The sequence below is a fragment of the Cytobacillus spartinae genome (assembly GCF_042865285.1).
Classification (GTDB): Bacteria; Bacillota; Bacilli; order Bacillales; family Cytobacillaceae; genus Robertmurraya_A; species Robertmurraya_A spartinae.
Map to the genome: position 1 here is coordinate 343,957 of NZ_JBIACK010000003.1, position 18,094 is coordinate 362,050.

Annotated in this window: 15 protein-coding genes; 5 read left to right on the forward strand and 10 right to left on the reverse strand. The window is 37.5% G+C overall.

All coding sequences use genetic code 11. From position 1 onward, the window contains the following. Positions 1-84 precede the first annotated feature (84 nt). Both ACFYKX_RS09645 and ACFYKX_RS09650 read right to left on the reverse strand, forming a co-directional pair. Positions 85-1,350 (reverse strand): class-III pyridoxal-phosphate-dependent aminotransferase, encoded by a 1,266-nt coding sequence (locus tag ACFYKX_RS09645; protein ID WP_389360474.1) that lies wholly within the window; start codon positions 1,348-1,350, stop codon positions 85-87. A 41-nt stretch (positions 1,351-1,391) separates the two neighbouring features. Continuing rightward, on the reverse strand, positions 1,392-2,159 hold the full coding sequence (locus ACFYKX_RS09650; RefSeq protein ID WP_389360475.1) for a DeoR/GlpR family DNA-binding transcription regulator: 768 nt from the start codon (positions 2,157-2,159) through the stop codon (positions 1,392-1,394). Between the two features lie 587 nt (positions 2,160-2,746). On the opposite strand from ACFYKX_RS09650, the gene ACFYKX_RS09655 reads away from it, so the two are divergent. The 3 genes from ACFYKX_RS09655 (at position 2,747) to ACFYKX_RS09665 (ending at position 5,308) form a co-directional block, all read left to right on the forward strand. Next, positions 2,747-3,097: an ASCH domain-containing protein gene (locus tag ACFYKX_RS09655; RefSeq protein WP_389360477.1), complete on the forward strand. Its 351-nt coding sequence runs from the start codon at positions 2,747-2,749 to the stop codon at positions 3,095-3,097. 2 nt (positions 3,098-3,099) lie between these two features. Next, entirely contained in the window at positions 3,100-3,540 is a 441-nt protein-coding gene (locus ACFYKX_RS09660; protein ID WP_389360479.1) for a hypothetical protein, read from the forward strand. A 214-nt stretch (positions 3,541-3,754) separates the two neighbouring features. Then, complete coding sequence (locus tag ACFYKX_RS09665) at positions 3,755-5,308, forward strand: ABC-F family ATP-binding cassette domain-containing protein (RefSeq protein WP_389360481.1); 1,554 nt, start codon at positions 3,755-3,757, stop codon at positions 5,306-5,308. A 278-nt stretch (positions 5,309-5,586) separates the two neighbouring features. Here the strand turns inward: ACFYKX_RS09665 and ACFYKX_RS09670 are convergent, their stop codons facing one another. Next, positions 5,587-6,345, reverse strand: coding sequence for a MerR family transcriptional regulator (locus ACFYKX_RS09670; protein ID WP_389360483.1), 759 nt, complete (start codon positions 6,343-6,345; stop codon positions 5,587-5,589). Positions 6,346-6,515: 170 nt separating this feature from the next. On the opposite strand from ACFYKX_RS09670, the gene ACFYKX_RS09675 reads away from it, so the two are divergent. Together ACFYKX_RS09675 and ACFYKX_RS09680 are read left to right on the forward strand one after the other, a co-directional pair. Continuing rightward, on the forward strand, positions 6,516-7,733 hold the full coding sequence (locus ACFYKX_RS09675; protein ID WP_389360485.1) for an MFS transporter: 1,218 nt from the start codon (positions 6,516-6,518) through the stop codon (positions 7,731-7,733). 270 nt (positions 7,734-8,003) lie between these two features. After that, positions 8,004-8,360, forward strand: coding sequence for a transporter (locus ACFYKX_RS09680; RefSeq protein WP_389360486.1), 357 nt, complete (start codon positions 8,004-8,006; stop codon positions 8,358-8,360). Between the two features lie 207 nt (positions 8,361-8,567). Here the strand turns inward: ACFYKX_RS09680 and ACFYKX_RS09685 are convergent, their stop codons facing one another. The 7 genes from ACFYKX_RS09685 to ACFYKX_RS09715 form a co-directional block, all read right to left on the reverse strand. Beyond that, positions 8,568-9,083: a YkvA family protein gene (locus ACFYKX_RS09685; protein ID WP_389360488.1), complete on the reverse strand. Its 516-nt coding sequence runs from the start codon at positions 9,081-9,083 to the stop codon at positions 8,568-8,570. A gap of 135 nt (positions 9,084-9,218) precedes the next feature. Beyond that, positions 9,219-9,569 carry a DUF4230 domain-containing protein gene (locus ACFYKX_RS09690; protein WP_389360490.1) on the reverse strand — a complete coding sequence of 117 codons (351 nt, stop codon included), beginning with the start codon at positions 9,567-9,569 and terminating at the stop codon, positions 9,219-9,221. A 151-nt stretch (positions 9,570-9,720) separates the two neighbouring features. Further along, positions 9,721-10,143 carry a type VI secretion system tube protein Hcp gene (locus tag ACFYKX_RS09695; RefSeq protein WP_389360492.1) on the reverse strand — a complete coding sequence of 141 codons (423 nt, stop codon included), beginning with the start codon at positions 10,141-10,143 and terminating at the stop codon, positions 9,721-9,723. 264 nt (positions 10,144-10,407) lie between these two features. Further along, positions 10,408-14,817: a hypothetical protein gene (locus ACFYKX_RS09700; protein WP_389360494.1), complete on the reverse strand. Its 4,410-nt coding sequence runs from the start codon at positions 14,815-14,817 to the stop codon at positions 10,408-10,410. Then, a complete protein-coding gene (locus tag ACFYKX_RS09705; RefSeq protein ID WP_389360496.1) occupies positions 14,801-15,541 on the reverse strand; it encodes a DUF6063 family protein in 741 nt (246 codons plus the stop codon). Before ACFYKX_RS09705 ends, ACFYKX_RS09700 begins: the two co-directional genes overlap by 17 nt. After that, a complete protein-coding gene (locus ACFYKX_RS09710) occupies positions 15,531-17,048 on the reverse strand; it encodes a replicative DNA helicase (protein WP_389360498.1) in 1,518 nt (505 codons plus the stop codon). Before ACFYKX_RS09710 ends, ACFYKX_RS09705 begins: the two co-directional genes overlap by 11 nt. Further along, positions 17,035-18,057, reverse strand: a complete 1,023-nt coding sequence (locus tag ACFYKX_RS09715; RefSeq protein ID WP_389360499.1) for a Wadjet anti-phage system protein JetD domain-containing protein — start codon at positions 18,055-18,057, stop codon at positions 17,035-17,037. Before ACFYKX_RS09715 ends, ACFYKX_RS09710 begins: the two co-directional genes overlap by 14 nt. Positions 18,058-18,094: the final 37 nt, after the last annotated feature.

Consider the following 18,094-nt stretch of genomic DNA (forward strand, 5'->3'; position numbering starts at 1 on the left):
ACATTTTTTTAGAATAACTGAGTTGGAACTCTAGTAAATTCATCACCATAGGTTTATTATTTATCTCCCCCTTTCCAAAACGTATTAATTGATAAACGCTGGTTGCTGTGAAGCTTCCTTAATGCTTTTCTCACAGCGTTCTAACAATTCATCACAATATGCCTTATCTAACAATAGACCTGGCTTGAATTGCAGCACCTTCGTGTCGAGCATGGAATAAATCGCCCAAACACCATTATTGTATAGATGACGCATGACATCTTTTGCTGCATCCTTTTCTCTAAATTCCAGCCCCATAATGACCCCTAACTGACGAATGCCTACAAAATAATCAGGATATCGCTGTTTTATTTGCTCTAAACCTGTTCTCAAATAACGGGATACATATTCAACATTTTTGACTACCTCTGGACGTTGAGAGATTTCTAACACTTTAGTTGCGACTATACAACCGAGTTCTGCTCCACCAAATGTAGAGATATGCGCAAGGCCATCCTCATTCATCCAGCCTCCTGCTTTTTCACTCACTACGGTTGCAGCAATTGGATAGATACCACCACTAAGTCCTTTAGCTGTAACGAGAATATCTGGCTCCACGTCATAATGCTCAATACCCCATAGCTTTCCACTTCTCATCAAACCCGTCTGAACCTCGTCTGCTACATAAAGAGAGCCATATTTTTCACATAATTGCTTCACACCCATTAAATAGCCCTCTTCTGGCATTGGAAAGCCATATGTAGCCGGAACTGTTTCAATTACAACACAAGCAACATCTTCATAAGAAAGTGCTTTTTCCATAGAATCTAAATCGTTGAAGGGAACTTGTATAAATAAACCGGGCTCTCCTTGACTTAAAAATGGTCCAGAATATCTTACATGTCCTAACGAAACCGCCAATCCACTATGACCGTGATAGCCGTTTTGTATAGACACAACTTTTTTCCGTTTTGTAGCATAACGAGCACATTTTATCGCTGCATCAATCGCTTCACTACCTCCAGCCGCAAAGATCGAATAGCGAACACTTTTGGGAGTAGACCGGTCAAGCGATTCTGCTAGCATCGCACGTCCGATTGAAGGGAAATGGTGGTTACCAATATCAAATTCATCCATTGCATCTTTAAGGGTCTCAATAATCTCCGGATTTCGGTGCCCCAAATTAAACGTTCCCCCGTTTAGATGAAGGTTCATGAGCTCCTTGCCATGCATATCGAACACATAATAGCCTCGACGCTCTCCCATAACAAAATCAATTCCATCCTCTTGCCATTGACGAGTCTTACCAGGATTCCATGACTTAATCGAATTTTCTAACACTTCTGATTTGGACATCTTCACTTTCAGCATTTTCCTAACTCCTTTTTACTTCATTGGATTTTACTAATTACTCAACCAACGACTATATTTATTTCAAGCGAATCTAATTGTATGAGCCAATCAGGTGATAATGGTTTATCCGTAATAAGACGATCCATTTCTGAAAGGGATGAGATATGTGCAAATGTTGTTTTACCAAGTTTTGAATAATCAGCGAGTACAATCACTTCATCAGCTCGTTCCATCAGTTTTCGTGATAAGTTTGCACCGAAAATATCATAATCCGTAATGCCACTTTCAGTAGAAATACCACCAGGGGCAATGAACGCTTTATTTGCCTTTAACTCATCAATCATCTTTTCGGCTATTGGACCCGCTGTTAACTTTTGATCTTTCCCCAGTTCTCCCCCTGTAAAGATCACCCTTCCCTCAAATCCATCCAGACACATCATTAAAATAGGAATTGACGGTGTTACGATTGTTATATTCTTTTTACCTTTTAAATAGGAAACCATATGTGAAGGAGTGGTCCCATGACCGATCATGATGATATCTCCATCCTCAACCAGTTCAGCAGCAGCTCTACATATATTTCGTTTTCCCTCCGCATTCACCATCGACTTCTTATCAAATGGAGGTTCCAACGAATGTCCCTTTTCCATCACCGCGCCGCCATGAACCTTTTTGAGTAGATTCTCTTTTTCCATCCTGTCAAGGTCCCGGCGAATGGTCTCCCCAGAAACACCAAGAACATCAACTAACTCAGCAATCCTCACTCGGTCTTGCCTATTCAGCATATTAAAAATGACTTTTTTTCTTTCCTCAAAAGAGATAGACATTTAACATCACCTACGATCTGTTTGAACATTCTTTTCAAAAGCGGAAGAGTTTGCATGAATAAAATTAGTCCCTTTAAAGCCCAACTCTCTCATCTCTATTCCACCTTGGGCATAACCTATATACACAAAAAACAACATGAAACTGAGGATTTTTTTGATTTTTTGTTGTTTTATTTTGATTTTATGATGGTTGTGTTTAATATATGCAGCGTTTGTCCTCGTATTTGGAATATTTAAAAAAAGGCTGGTAGAAGGATTTGAACGTGGTAGTTATATGGGGAAAACTTTAGGGATTAACAGTAAATAAGGAGAGATTGGGTATAGAGATTACATTTTGATCCATCAGGAATATTTGTTTCTTATTTTCAATTACTACAATTAAGAAGAATTGATTGAGAGGTTTGCATCGAATAGGAATTACTTCATTTGAGTAATTTCGAGGTGTTAAAAACGTAGTGACTGCCTGATATTTCTATTGAAACACCAGAACCGTCCCCTGTTTTACCTGAACCAAGTTCATAAGCAATTCGTCTTTATGAAAAAGTATGATACATTAGTAAGGAAGCAAAGTTGAAGGGAGTTTTTTTATGTCCAACCAAGATTTAAACCATACTTTACCACCAAAAACATGTTCAATTGAGAGATTGGTGACAATGCCGGAAGATGTTAATAAAGTGATTGAAGGCAAGAAAATAGCTACACGCAGGAACGGAAGATACGCAGATGTAGGAGAAATTATGGTTTTAGAAGATAAAAAGTTTATCGTTAACCGTGTTTACGCTCAAACATTAGGTGAACTAACAGACGAGCATGCTCAACATGAAGGTTTTGAAACCGTTGAAGAGTATAAACAAGCCATTCTATCCTACCATCCTGGGATGCCTTGGCTTCCCCATATGAAAGTTTGGGTTCATGAATTTAGCCCTGTTATTGAGTAAGTATGCATTTTTTATATAAGGTTTTAATCTTTACCCATGTTTTAAGCGCGATTATTTCAATCGGACCTTTCTTCAGTCTACTTCCGATAACAAGAAAGCTTATGCATGCAAAAGAAGTCGAACTTAACGCGCATTTGGATACATTCCGATTTGCTGTTCGTCTAGCAAAGCATGCCGGTCATGTACTAGTAGGATCAGGGATTCTACTAGTCATTTTCGGACCATGGACATGGAAAACACCTTGGATTATCATGACCATTTTTATTATGTTTTGTTCACTCTTCTTTTTAGCTCGTGCCTTTTCCCCGACACTTCGGAGATTTCATGAAGAATGTCATAGCAGGGCAGAACTCGTTTCTAAACTAAAACGCACAGTCTGGATTTATATTATTTTATTAGTGTCTATGCTTTGGTTCATGGTTGTTAAACCTGTTCTATGGTAGGGACAGAGGGACAGGTCCACTGTCCCTCAATTTTTGCTGGGACGCCGTACCTGTCCCCTTGTCCCTCCCCTTGTCCCTCATTCTTTCATTTTTTATACATTATTCCCACATAAAAAACCTCATATCTATGCACAAATAATAACTTTAAGATAGAAAATCCAGTCTAGATTTAGTATGATATCCACATGTGACATTTAGATAAGGGGTAAATAAAATGAGCGTATTAAACGTACAAAATTTAAGCCACGGTTTCGGTGATCGTGCAATTTTTAATAATGTTTCTTTTCGCCTTTTAAAAGGAGAGCACGTTGGACTTGTTGGGGCAAATGGTGAGGGTAAGTCTACTTTCATGAATATTGTTACTGGAAAGTTGCAACCCGACGAGGGGAAAGTGGAGTGGTCACGAAAGGTTCGTGTTGGTTATTTGGATCAGCATGCTGTACTTCAAAAAGGTACTACAATGCGTGAAGCTTTGAGTACTGCATTTCAATATTTATTTGATGCTGAAGCAGAGATCAATGACCTTTATGCAAAAATGGGTGATGAAGGTGCTGATATCGATGCACTGCTTGCTGAAGTTGGAGAGCTACAAGAAACGTTAGATAGTAATGATTTCTATCAAATTAATTCAAAAGTTGAGGAAGTTGCTCGTGGTCTAGGATTAGACGATGTTGGACTCGATCGAGATGTAGATGATCTAAGCGGTGGACAACGTACGAAAGTTTTACTGGCTAAGCTTTTGCTAGAAAAGCCTGAAATTCTATTACTAGACGAGCCTACGAACTATTTGGATGAACAGCATATCGAATGGTTGAAGCGCTACCTGCAGGAATATGAGAATGCATTTATCTTGATTTCACATGATATTCCATTCTTGAACAATGTTGTTAACTTGATCTATCACATGGAAAATCAAGAGTTAAATCGCTATGTTGGTGACTATGATAACTTCTTAAAAATTCATGAAATGAAGAAGCAACAGCTAGAGTCTGCTTACAAACGTCAACAACAAGAAATCGCTGATTTGAAAGATTTCGTTGCTCGTAACAAGGCAAGTGTTGCGACTCGTAATATGGCGATGTCTCGTCAAAAGAAGCTCGACAAAATGGAAGTAATCGAATTAGGGAAAGAGAGACCGAAACCAGAGTTTCATTTCAAAGAAGCTCGTGCAGCAAGTCGCTGGATTTTCACAGCTGAGGATCTTGTGATTGGTTACAATGAACCACTTTCACGCCCTTTGAACTTGAAAATGGAACGCGGTCAAAAGATTGCTTTTGTTGGTGCAAACGGTATTGGTAAATCTACTCTTCTAAAAAGTATTCTTGGCTTAATTGATCCGCTGGAGGGTAAAGTGGAACGCGGTGAGTATCAACACATCGGCTACTTCGAGCAGGAAGTTAAACAGTCCAACTACAACACTTGTATTGAAGAAATTTGGAGCGAATTCCCAAGCATGAATCAGGCTGAAGTCCGTGCTGCTCTAGCAAAATGCGGATTAACGACGAAACATATTGAAAGTAAAGTCGAAGTCCTTTCTGGTGGCGAAAAGGCCAAAGTTCGTCTGTGTAAAATTTTAAACACAGAAACGAATCTATTAATTCTAGACGAGCCTACCAACCACTTGGATGTAGACGCTAAAGAAGAACTGAAGCGTGCTTTAAAGGCCTATCGCGGAAGTATCTTGATGGTATCCCACGAACCTGATTTCTATCGAGAAATTGCGACTGATATTTGGAATTGTGAGGATTGGACTACGAAGGTGTTTTAGATAAAGATTAAGGGGTAGCCCAGTAAGATTTTACTGGGGTACCCTTTTCTATCTATTTCAATATTAGTTTAGTAACTTGGATAGTAATTGCAGAATGACATGGTGTATAGGTGCTTATCTTATAACACAAGGTATCTTATTCAAAATATCTCCCGCTGTTATACCCTTTTCTCTATGAATAGTATCTTTGTACTGTGCAGTAAATGGATCTGTTGTTTTTCGTCTTTCTACCTCAACAGTAGCTCAAGTTAGTGGAACAAACAGTCACCCGTCATATCCTACTCATTATTACCGTTCTCATCATAATATGTTTTCAATTCTTTATAAATATAGCTAGCTATGTTTTCAGGAAAATAGTTAGTGAACTCATGATTGTACTTTGCTAAAAAATGATCATCCTCTACAAGATTTATAATGTTTCTACTTGTAGGGAATAGGGCATTCATTTCGTTTAGAATTTCTTGAACTTTTTTTCTGTTGGTAGAATCATTATAATGAATAGCGTTTCTAATCGCGTGAATTAAATGCCATATTGCTTTATCCATTTTCTCCTGATATTCAGGATCATAAAGCAATTTTATTTCTTTCAAAAGCTCCTTGTCATCTGTAAAATGTTCTTCCCATATTTGAATTTGTGATTTTTCACGCCTAAATAAATCGAGCATGATAAAAGTAAATTCATTTAACTCTTCTTCAGAAACACCTTCAATATGGTACAGCCTTTCCATTCTCGTAATTACTTCTAACTTATCATTTAATTCCGCTAACTTTTTTTCAATTAATTGCCTCTGCACCTGCAACAACTCTCGATTATTGAACTTCTGATTAGTCATTTGTTCTTTAATTTCATTTAAAGATAAGCCCAAATGTTTTAAAATCATTATTTGTTGAAAAAGTTCCCAGTCTAATCGTGTATATACTTTTCGACCATTTTTATTTAATTTGTTTGGGGTAAGTAACTCCATTTTATCGTAGTATCTTAGTGTTCTTACCGTTGAACCTACTAATTTTGCAAACTGACCAATTGTCATTTCCATGTTAACACCACCATACTGAATTATAAGCTGTTACGTAAGGTCACAATCAATACACTTGTTAATCTTTTTCTGAAATAAATAAAAGAATTTAATAGTAGAAAATGTTTGCTTACGACATTACGTCACAATTTATGATTGGTTCTATAATAAGTTTGAGAGGATGGTTATCTATGGAACAACAATCATTATTTCGGAATCGCACTTTTATATTTCTGTTTATCGGTAGCTTTTTGGCGCTAATAGGGTTTAGTATGTTTTTTATGACAACAACTTGGTTTGTCATCTCTGATTTAAATTCTGCTAGTTCATTGGGCATTATTCTTATTGCCATTACTGTGCCACGTATTCTCATGATGGCATTTGGAGGGGTTCTTGCTGATAAATTCAAGAAGACGACAATAATGTTCAGTACGAGTTCAATCCAAGGAGTTCTGCTAATTATCATATTCTTATTGCACAATGCAAATCAATTAACATTTCTGTATTTAATCATTTTTGGCTCCATTTTTGGAACATTAGATGCATTTTCTGGACCAGCTGGGACATCATTAATCCCAAAAATAGTAGAAACACACCAAATTCAGCAAGCAAACGCAATTATTCAAGGATTGGGGCAGATTGGTCTTATTATTGGACCTATTATAACTGGGAGTGTCATGGAATTCGCTGGCATAACAACTAGCTATTTAGTCTCCGCTATAGTAGTTCTTTTATCTGCCTTATTTATGTTCCCACCATTTATAAAAGAAGGTCCCGTAGACAATAAAATTAAACAAACACCGCTTAAAGATCTCATAGAAGGACTTTCTTATGTAAAAGCAAGTAAATTTTTAATTACAGGTATCCTAATATTAGTAACGTTAAACTTCTTTGCCTTCGGAGCGATAACCATTGCAATCCCAATCTTAGTGGACGCTTATGGGGGGACACCCATTAATCTTAGTTACATTGAAGCTGCTTTAGGGGCTGGGATGCTAATAAGTACAGCAATAATCGGTATGGTTAAAATACGCCGTAGGGGATTAACATCGATTGTAGGATTAATTGCAACATTAATAGTAGCTATTGCTTTTAGTCAAATTCCTAATTTGTATATTCTAACGGCGTTAGCGTTCTTAATTGGATTTACCATGACATTTGTATCCATCCCATTTTTCACTTCAGCACAAGAAGATACTGATCCCCGCGTTATGGGGAGGGTCATGAGTATTGTCTTTTTAGCCATGAACGGGTTTGATCCGCTTGCCTATGCAAGTGTAACTTTACTCGTTTCTAGAGGATTTGATATTCAATTAGTCATACTGTCCTTTTCTATTGTTGGATTAATAATTGCTATTTCCATTTTGTGGAGAGGACATACATTTAGAAGTTACAAGTCTAACTATTAATTGAAAAAAGGTGCCTGTCACTTGTCGAATTCGACAAATGACAGGCACTAAAATTATTGATTTACTTTGTCCGAACCGGAGAAATAAGCTGCTTACAAGAAGAATTCCTAACAGGCTAAATCAGAACCGAGCTCTGATAAGCACTATCCTAAGGATCTATTATTCTTAAGAATTAACTTAATTTGTGTAAGGAGCAAACACTAAATGTCACCAGCCTAGGTAACTCCACATATAGTATTGATGAAATTATGTGGAAAAGGGGTATGCACCTTGAATTACTATAACGATTATCATAATTATGATACCGTTGAGTATCTTGACTACTTCAATAGACAACAACCAGGGGGATTTATTGCACCACCACCTGCAGGAGGACAACCAAGTCCTACTCCAATGGGTCCGCCACCTAGTTTTTCTCCACCTATCCCAGCTTGGCAACAGGGACCCGGTGGGCTAAGTGGTTGTTTGTTCCGTAATACTTATATATGGTTAAGAAACGGAAACAGCTTTTGGTTCTTTCCAACCTTTGTAGGTAGGAATACAATCGTAGGATTCCAATGGAGAGGAATTGGCTGGATTTACAATGTAATAAATCCTAACAGTGTGGTTTCTTTTCAATGTTTCTAATGAGTCAGAGAGTGAGATTTCATAAGGAAATCTCACTCTCTTTTTGTCTGCTCCTAGAAAGAAGGTGCCTGCACTTGTCGTATTCGACAAGTGACAGGCACTAAAATAAAACTCCATGTAGCTAAACTCCAATAAAACGGTAAAGTTCTTACTATATATCCAAGAAAATAAAGTATGTTTCCTAAACCTTAGAAGCATAATTATAAATTATCTACCAAATTTATTATCAATCTCAGTTGTATCTACATTCTCACCAAATAAATCTTTTAGTTTATTTTTGGCTTGCATTTTAATTTCATCATCCACGTATAAAGCTACTTGAACTAAAGCGAATATTACAACACTTAAGTCATCAGCATATCCTACACCAACCGCTAAGTCAGGTATAATATCTAGAGGTAAAATAAAATAACCTAAAGCCCCAACAATGGTTGCTTTAACTTTTAATGGTACATCAGGCTTTTGAAGTGTGTAATAAAGTAATAGAACGGCGTAGACTACAGAAGTTCCAGCCCTTTTAGAGAATTTTTGAACCTTAGTCCAAAACTTTCCCTCTGAGAAATGCTCTTCGTGTTGGTTTATATCTTCAGCATTTAGTTTTTCTACTTCATCTTTTAAATCAGCAAGTAGTTCTTCTTCAATTTCAATTTTGTCGACTTCATCAATATTAGATGAAGATAATTCGTCAAGATCTGTTTTCTTCTTAAATAGATTTTTCAACATGAAATCACTCCAATGATTAGTAGATTTGATTACACATATATATTAAACCATATATTCAAAATATTTGGGCAATCGTCTATGGCTCCCCCAGTAAATACAAGGGCCAGTCCCAAGTAGTATGGGCTGGCCGTCCTATTAGTTAAACGTGACATTTACCGTATAACCAATGTTTTTAAAAAATTCCTTTAACACTTTTTCTGCATTCTTCTCTGCAGTTTCTTGTAAACCAACAGAGATGGCATCTTGACGAATTTGCTCTTGTGCCTCAGCGGCCTTCTCAAACCCCTCATTCATTTTAATATCAGCACGGAAAAGCCCGCCATTGTCAACGGCGTGTATTTTATCCATCTGCAGTGATGGGTCCTGGATGAACTTTGCATGAGGAAGGGTAATATCTATTTCTTTTGTTTTCTCATTAATAACCATGTCCTCAGAAGTAACCCCTTTCAAATAAAAAAAGTGCCTGTCACTTGTCGAATTCGACAAGTGACAGGCACTAAAATTACTTCTGCAAGGGTCTCTTTACACGGCTACCTAATGGATTTCTCTTAGACATAGCTAATTATTAATAACTAAACAATCCCCATCTCTAGGAAAGATGAGGATTGTTTTTGTTTACTTTATAACAAACATTTAATCATGCGTTTCTGTCAAAGGTATCACTTTGGTTAAGACCAAACGCATCAGTCTCCATTGTGATAACCTCATAATGAAACCTTACCTCTTCTGAAACTCCATCACCTGAACCGGTCTGATCGAACCCTGTTACGGATACATCCTCCAGAATAATTGTTAATAAAGTAATAGCATCTTGAGTAACAGTAAGAGTCAATGTTTGAAAAAATATTCCCTCTGTTACCGCTTCAAAAAGAGGGATAGAAGCAATGTCGAGTTCTTTTTGAACAAAAAGATCTCCTGCTTCTACATCGAATCCACCCCCTCCAGTTGTGGTATTTGAAAAATTGATCCTATACGATGATATCTCAAATGAAATATCCGGATCCACACCACCCCTATCAATGACAACAGAAAAAGTAGTTGTAGGATAAATAATCCCCATGTATACACTCTCCTTATTTGTAATCCTTTCATTACATGATATGTAATGTAAACAAGCTTGGTATAGGGAGCATATCTATTTGTTAAAGTATTCTTCCACAAATCACTTATAAACATAGATACTAAAAGGTTAATACTTCTTATTATCGTTAATAGTATAGGGACGGTTCTAGTGCTTCTTTGTAACAACAAAACCATCCCCTTGTGTCTTAAGTTTTCACAATATATTTCAGGGTTCCCCCCACCCTACAATATACACGTAAGGTTAAAACAACTCCAACTGCTCTACCTCACCTAATCGCTCAAGTGCTTGCGGCTCATGGTCTTGGAAGAATGCCTGGTGTAATTGTTTGACTTTGGTCATGATTTGGCTGTTAGATACTGCTGCTTTTCTTAAGCGGCAGCTATAGATTACTGGGAAGTAATCTCTTAAGAATTTTCCTTCTGCATGAGCAGTGAGCGCGATGATTTGAAATCCTAATTGCTCTGCAATAAAGAATACTGGATTTAACACATGGTCGCTGGATGCTTTCCCAAATGGATTGTCCATAATAACCACTCGATGTCGCTTCATATTAGATTCTATATGTTTTTGTTTTTCAGCTACATAATTTAGAATTCCTAGGAACAGCGTCATGTTTTTACTCCACTTTTCTCCACCTGACCATACATTGGACTGTTCCCAAGAATAAGATCGAGTGGTGACTTGATTGTCATTCGTAACCTTTCTGCAATTCACTTTAATGGATTCATTGTTCATAACTACTCGAAGCAATTGTTTCGACTGAAGCCAGGTTTCAATTTCTTTTCGAATCTTCCCATAATCCTCAGTACCCTCAGCAGTTAGAAAACGCTCAGAATCTAGTTGCTCTAGTATCCACTCAATATGTTTTCTAATTCGGCTTTTCCCATCCTCTTCCGTCCATTCAGGTATCTTGAACTGGTAGATTTTCTTCCAAGTATCCTCTATTTTCACCCTCGTTTTCTCTGGAATTATCGCCAGTTCCCCCGCTATGGTCAACAAATGACTATTAATGTTTGTAACAAAATGTTCTAAGTCTTTATCATGATTTATAATAGTAGTCTCACTGTATTTTATCGCTGATTGAATACGTTTTTTCATATTTGTCTGAAACTCAATTACTTCTGTATATGTTTTTTTATTATCAATACCTTGACGAGCCATCTCTCTCATCTTTACATCGGTTATTTTCGACTTACAAAACGACTTAAACCTATCCTTGGCCCTGTCAACCTTCTCAGTTTCTTTTAAAACAGCTTCAGCACTTCGTCTTAATTGAGTAGTTAATTCCTCCACAAAACGTAGCCGTTCATAAGTAAAATCTCTGATCTCCTCTTCACTCAAAAAACCTGACTGAACAGAAGGTCCCTTGAAATGATGTGCCTCATTAGAGCCTTCAAGTTTATAAAAAACCTTCGTAATATTTGCCTGTTCTTCGCCAATACGATTTTGCTCATTTATTAAGTAATACTTTTGTTCCTTTAACTTCTTTTTCTCTATTACTAATTGATCTTCTACCTCTTGTAAGGAAATAGAGAAGGTTAGAGGCTCTTCTTTAGGAAAAGCTAGTTTGAACTGATCAAGCACTTGCTTGACCACTTGGTCTTGTCTTACCTTCAACGTTCTCTGATTCTCATATAATTTATTTAGCTTTTCAATTTCTTTTTCTAACTCTCTTCTCCTATTACGAAGGGAGTCAATCAACTCTTGACCATTTGGAAGATAAATCATCTCTTCATCTAATTCTGGATAATCACGCTTTAACTCATCCATTTCTTTTTCCAGTCGAGTCATTTCTTGAACTACTTGATCAAGACGTAATGTAATTTCGTTTCTACTACTAGATATTTTCCTTAATTCATACTGTAACTCTTGACGCTCCTCAACCAGCACAATTCTGCCTTTATTGCTATAAATGGGTGGAAAGTTTTTTACTTCTCTATGAAGATCATCATCTACTAGCTTGTTATATACAGCTTCCTCCGAACGGATTCTTTCCGTAATTTGTTCTTTTTCTTCACTCCAACGACTTAACTGAGTTTTTATTTTCCTTAGTAGTTCGTTGTATTCCTTAATTCTTTTAGCTAACTCAGCTTGTTGAAGATTGATTTCAGAGTGTTCCTTTTTCAACTGTATATACTCATGACCACTGCTGACTTTTTGTGATAAGCCGCTATACTCCTCTTTATTTGCTTGAATTCGCTCTTTCTGTTTTGAGATTTGCTCAAGACACTCTTGTGACTTCAGCTCCCAATCACGTTGTTGAATTTTTAGAGTTTGTATGGATGTATGAAGACTAGCAAGATTCTCCCGCTGCTCTTGAACATACTCAAAAGGATACTTCGTTAAAAACTGCTGAAGTTGCTCGTATGATTTTTCCCACTGCCCAATCAGTGAATCTATCTCTTTACGAGAGAGCGTTGTCTCTTCAGCACGAGCCTTCGCTTTCTGTTTCCACTCATGAAAATGTGTTTTTGTTTGATTAGATTTCCAATGTTCGGGTACAACAGGATACGTTTTAATAGTTTCCCCTTGCATAATGGCACGGGCCTGCTCTAAGCTAATGACTTCAACAGGATATTGTAAATGCTCAGAGACAGATTGCAATTTTTGTTTCACTTGATCAACTTCCGATTTTGTAGTAATCAGCGTAATCGGCCATAGTGGGTAATCCAAAGCAACAGGTAATACAAACTCTCCAAGTGATTGCAAGTACTGTACGCCGGTTTGTATCAAATGAAATTGATTCTTCCATTTTTCCACTTGTTGTTCAACATAAGGATCCGCGAAAAATGTAGCTTGCTTTTCATAATCATCGACTAGTCGATAAGCCATTCTTTCCTTGTATAGATGGAATTCCTTTTCGATAGCAAACTGCCTTATTTGATCTTGAATCTGTTGAGTTAAAGAATCCTGTTTCAGGTAGACAGTATCGAGCGTTGCCCATCTAGCTCGGAGTTTCGCTAGATGGTTTTTAACTACTTGATGTGCAACTTCTGCCTGTTCGATAATTGATTGTACTTGAAACTTCTCCCGTTCCTTTTGAAGCAAACCGCTCCTAGCATTCTCGAGCTGAGACTGCACTTTCTTTTCTTCTTCTATTAACTGCTTGTTATGCGAGGTTATGCGGACATTTTCCTCATCTAAGTGGACAAGACGTTGTTCCCACAATAACAGTTGCTCCTCGACGGTCTCTTGACTTGGGTTAGATAGAATGCGCATTTTAATACGCTTCATTTGCTTCTCTAAGCCCTCTAATTTGCCTGCATTCTGATTATAGGATTGTTTTATTAACTCTTCTTGCTCTTTCTCAATTTCAAGCTTCTCAGTTTCTTTTTCAATTTGCTCTTCAATAGGCTGGATTTCTACAAGAAGTCCTTTTTTCCGCTTCTGACTTTCCTCCAACTCAACACGAAAATATCCCATGATTTCTTGACTGTTTCGATCTAACCTCTCCTTAGCCTCTTCCACAACCTCTTGTTGGTCAAAAGCAGCTAGCCTCTCTTTTAGTAAGATCTCTTTTTCCTGTTGGCTCTTATAATCTTGTTTCGACTTAGCTAGTTTCAAAGAGTAGAATTGCTTATCAGCTAGCTTTAGACTTTCCTTTTCAGTTTGCAGACCCTCTTCTTGAACTTTAAACACCTTTTCAATTTCTTCAAGTTTGGAATTCTCGACTTGATAGTTTAATGACATAAGCTTTTTCTGCTGTTCTCTATCTGCTAAATCCCACTGAGCCAATTTCCCTTGTATTTCCTCGTACGATTCTTTTGTCCTTTGCTCCTGTCGTAGGATTTCCTCAAGCACCGATTTAGCACGCTGCTTCACTTGTTCGTATGTTTGCTGTTTTCCAAAAAGTTCTTCATAGGTTAAGGAATATAGATTTAGTTGCTCTTCAATAGCTTTATTCTCTTCTATTTGACCTTTTAACTCTTTATATAACTTAAAACTATCTCGACGCTTCTCAAAAGTATCCACAAAGGTGTTAGGAGAATGCCCAGATATAGCACCCTCCACTGTAGGGATTAACAATCGGTCAAATAGTTGATTTGTCTGTTTGCACTCATCAAAAAAGGCTTCGACTCCCCCTTCCGTACTATTGATTTTCACAATGCTATCCCATTCATTTGCAATAATGTGGTATTGATCCTCGATATGTTGTTGGAAAGCTTTAATCGTTTGGAAGGTATGGGCGTTCATATGCTGCTGGGCCATCTGCTGATAATAATCTGAAATCTCACCTCGGTCCGAAGGCCGATTATAGTCCGGGCGAACAAACGGGATGCCTTCAATTCCATTCTTGTTCCCTGGTTCATATGGATACACATACCGATAGGAATCCAGCCCTTCTTTTGTTAAAAACAAACTTACCGCCGTAACTAAATATCTTCTAGGCTTTTCAGATAAAATCCATTCAATCGCGACATGAGCAGGATAATTATCTAGTTGAAGCGTTTGCTTTACCTTTCTATCTGCAAGTGAGGTATGAGGAATAATGGCTTGAAGAGCCGTTTGAATAAAAACGGTCTTTCCCCCACCGTTCTCTAGTAAGATCGCACCGTTGTATCCATCAAACCTAAAAGTTTCATCATTATATCGTTTCAACCCATCTTCATAGACCACATTCGTAAATCGAATCTTACTTATTGAGGGCATGCTTTTCCTCCTCCCACTGATAGATAAATTCTAATATACCTTTGTTGTATTCCACTTCCATAAAGAAACGCTGTACAATGGTTTTTGCTTTCTCTGTTAAAATGACTTCGTTATTTCCGATCTCACTAATTAACTCTTGATCGATTAAGAACCGTTTCGCCGTATCCATAAAACTTAGTCGACTAATGGTATTCCCACTTTGTCTTTTCGCTGATTCTTTAATATCATTCATGTCTTCCCATTTATCAATTATCTGTATCCAATTGTAAGAAAACTCTCTTTCCCGCTCTTTCAGCTTCTCTAAATCAAGTTCTTTTAGCATGCCAATACGGTCATCTACCATTCTTGCCCATTCATCGATTTGTAGAAAGTCTCTCGTAGGTTCAAGGGTCTGATAGCTATCATAGAAACCACCAAATAATATGATTGTAGTAAAATATAGAAGATAGATATCAGCGTTAGTTGAACCTGATTTTAGATACGTCTTTTTCAAATATTCATTGTTCACATGAAAGGGAGAAAGCTTGGTTTCAGGAATTAAGAAAATCTTTTCCCCTGCAATGACAATGACACAGTCGACCTTATGGGCAAAACCGTCAACTAATCCACGAATGGAGTCGTCCGCAACATAGATAGCTAGCGCTTCTGCTCCTGCATATCCATCTTTTGCAAGTATCGTATACAGCTCAAAGGCTTCCATCACCTTGCTTTCGCTATAATTCATTTATAAAATCCTCCTGTATATGAAAGTTCATATTTTGAATAGAAAAGCGTTTTGTGACGAGTAATTGTTCTTTTCTCTCTGTTACGATTAATACTTTATCCCCCAAAAGAACCAAAGCTTCATCTAAACTATGATTCTGCACCGCTTCTTCTCCCTCTACTTCTACTACACCAGAAATAATAGGTGAACGCTGATGCAACAGAATCCAAAAATCGTAAAAAAAGCGCTGATGAAGAAGAGGCTCCTCTTTCTCCCGCAAGAACTCTACTATATCTGAAAGCTCTGAATATCCTTCTTCATAGGCTGCCAAGAACCACCTCATCACTTGACCATAATTGTGTCTAAGTCGAATAAGGTAATCATGATCTTTCTCTTCCCCAACCTCCATAAAACCATAGTCCACCTTCTCTTCTCGTTCCTCACGGATATTTTGCTCAGAAAATATAATTAATGGAGACCAGGTTCTTTCCCGATGAAGCTTTAAAAATGGATGAAGTACCCCTTTCATTGCCTCTAGAGGAAGTGGCGTACCAATCATTCTAGCATTAATGTCTTGGTCAAAATTAAAAGCATCAATTCCGGTATAGTATAAGGATTCCTGCGCAGCTTTTAAAGTATGATTCTTTAACTCTATGCTTTTCTCAAGAAGCTTTGTGTGTTCATAATGTACTTCTTCTAGCCGGTTTGTAATGGTTAAGACAGCAGAATATGCTTGTGGTTCCTTTAAATGGTAGTCCTTTTCATAGAGACGTTCCTTTGTCTCTTTAACAAATTGCCTTAACTCCGAAAATTCCTCATTCTCTCTTTCCAAACGCGAATGAATGTCCTCTAGCAGTTGCTTATATCTTTCAAACGTTTCCTCAGATACAATACTTCTTTGGATATCATGTCGCAGCTTGGTCATACGTTCGTGCAAAGACTCCACATCTATATGCATCTCATTGATCTGCCGTAGAGCGCCGCTGAATTCCCCTTTTTCCAATTGCTTTCTTAACATTAGTTGATTAATAGATAATTGGAACTCGCTATAAAACTCCTTGGTAGCAAAAACAAGCTCTAGACCATCTTCATCTAATGTATAGAACTGCGTATTGGTTTTGGAATCAAAGGAATTTGCTTTTAAAAGAGAGTATTCCAATTCCTCCTCTTGGTTTGACTCCCAATTATGATATACGTATGAACGCTTTTTTCCGGTAGTCGGTCGAAAGGTTAAGATGATAGCGGATGCAATCTCTTCACAACTTCTAACATCCATTGCATACTGGTTCTCGGTTAACCTTTGTATAAATGTGGCTAAATCTTTTGTCCCCACTCTTTGATTTCGCATGATTTTTTGCTCAAAGAAAAATAATAAAGCTAATAAACCTAAACCCTTCATATCCACCGGTTGGTCCAGTTGATCTTTAAGCTTCTTTCGATCGAGTTCATATAACGGGTCAAACAATGCCAACCTTCGCATCCGTTCACGAAATCCAGTAGTAATCTCTGAGACCTCATTCCACTCCATGATTCTGCCTCCAAATCTCCTGAAGCTCTTTTGTTTTCAATACCTCTTGCGGAAAGTATTTTCCTTCAGCTAGCATCGACTGAAGTTTGTCCGACTCTTCTTTTGTAAAAAAGGGTAAGAACCTAAGCAATGCTTCCTGATCAAAACGTTGATTGCTCTTCCCTTCTAATGGTGCCTTTTCCAAGCAACCTCGGTAAAAAGGAATATAAGGATGAACTTTCTTTTTCTCATTTAGCCGGTACCATATAAAGATACCTGATCGATCAATGTCACCAAAATAAAAAAAGGTATGTTGTGCATTTGCAATTGGTAATTGCCGCTCAAACTGTTCAATACTTTTGATAATCCTATTCCCGCTCCCATAGATTAACGTAGTAAAGGAGGTTTCGGGTAATGTATGCATTAACGCTTGAAACGTGGTCTTATTCTCGACAATTAAGTGCAAGTGGTTTTGATTTGTTATCGTTGCAGGGTTTACAGCAAACATGATTGGATCAGAAACAGGTATTACCTTCATGGCAGACAAAAGTCCAATCCTTTCTAGCAGCTCCTTGCCCTGTTTTTCATCAATCCACTTCTCATCTCCAACAAGCTCCACACTTCTTTCTGGTGCTGGCACTTCATACTCCGGAAGCCCATTCTTTTCTATGTAGTCATGAATTTTATAAATGTAAGGAAGATCATCTTTCCAATTTGAAGGGTCTATTTTAAAATATTGGTCTAATTCAATAGAAGGATGTAGCTGGAGTCTAAGCTTGAAAATCTCCTGATGTAGATCCTGTTTTAAAAGCTTAGTTTGGATACGGTAGGAATATGCCAAAGAAGGGGTTCTCATGTTTCTACCATGGGACTTAACCATCTCTAATATGCCCTCTTCTTCCAATGAAAGAACTAGTTTAGCAAACTGTTCATATGACATATCTGTTAATGGGAGAAATGTTTCAAGCTCCTCAATCCCAATCGTCTTTTTACTAAATTTTAATAGCACTTGAATAACTAAATCCCTCATAACAACTCTCCTTAAAACTGACAATCTTTTACTATAT

What these genes read in the sequence shown, in the direction of transcription:
- ACFYKX_RS09645 (WP_389360474.1), bottom strand. Translation starts at nt 1,350, where the DNA reads ATGCTGAAAGTGAAGATGTCCAAATCAGAAGTGTTAGAAAATTCGATT.
- ACFYKX_RS09650 (WP_389360475.1), bottom strand. Translation starts at nt 2,159, where the DNA reads ATGTCTATCTCTTTTGAGGAAAGAAAAAAAGTCATTTTTAATATGCTG.
- ACFYKX_RS09655 (WP_389360477.1), top strand. Translation starts at nt 2,747, where the DNA reads ATGTCCAACCAAGATTTAAACCATACTTTACCACCAAAAACATGTTCA.
- ACFYKX_RS09660 (WP_389360479.1), top strand. Translation starts at nt 3,100, where the DNA reads ATGCATTTTTTATATAAGGTTTTAATCTTTACCCATGTTTTAAGCGCG.
- ACFYKX_RS09665 (WP_389360481.1), top strand. Translation starts at nt 3,755, where the DNA reads ATGAGCGTATTAAACGTACAAAATTTAAGCCACGGTTTCGGTGATCGT.
- ACFYKX_RS09670 (WP_389360483.1), bottom strand. Translation starts at nt 6,345, where the DNA reads ATGGAAATGACAATTGGTCAGTTTGCAAAATTAGTAGGTTCAACGGTA.
- ACFYKX_RS09675 (WP_389360485.1), top strand. Translation starts at nt 6,516, where the DNA reads ATGGAACAACAATCATTATTTCGGAATCGCACTTTTATATTTCTGTTT.
- ACFYKX_RS09685 (WP_389360488.1), bottom strand. Translation starts at nt 9,083, where the DNA reads ATGTTGAAAAATCTATTTAAGAAGAAAACAGATCTTGACGAATTATCT.
- ACFYKX_RS09695 (WP_389360492.1), bottom strand. Translation starts at nt 10,143, where the DNA reads ATGGGGATTATTTATCCTACAACTACTTTTTCTGTTGTCATTGATAGG.
- ACFYKX_RS09700 (WP_389360494.1), bottom strand. Translation starts at nt 14,817, where the DNA reads ATGCCCTCAATAAGTAAGATTCGATTTACGAATGTGGTCTATGAAGAT.
- ACFYKX_RS09705 (WP_389360496.1), bottom strand. Translation starts at nt 15,541, where the DNA reads ATGAATTATAGCGAAAGCAAGGTGATGGAAGCCTTTGAGCTGTATACG.
- ACFYKX_RS09710 (WP_389360498.1), bottom strand. Translation starts at nt 17,048, where the DNA reads ATGGAGTGGAATGAGGTCTCAGAGATTACTACTGGATTTCGTGAACGG.
- ACFYKX_RS09715 (WP_389360499.1), bottom strand. Translation starts at nt 18,057, where the DNA reads ATGAGGGATTTAGTTATTCAAGTGCTATTAAAATTTAGTAAAAAGACG.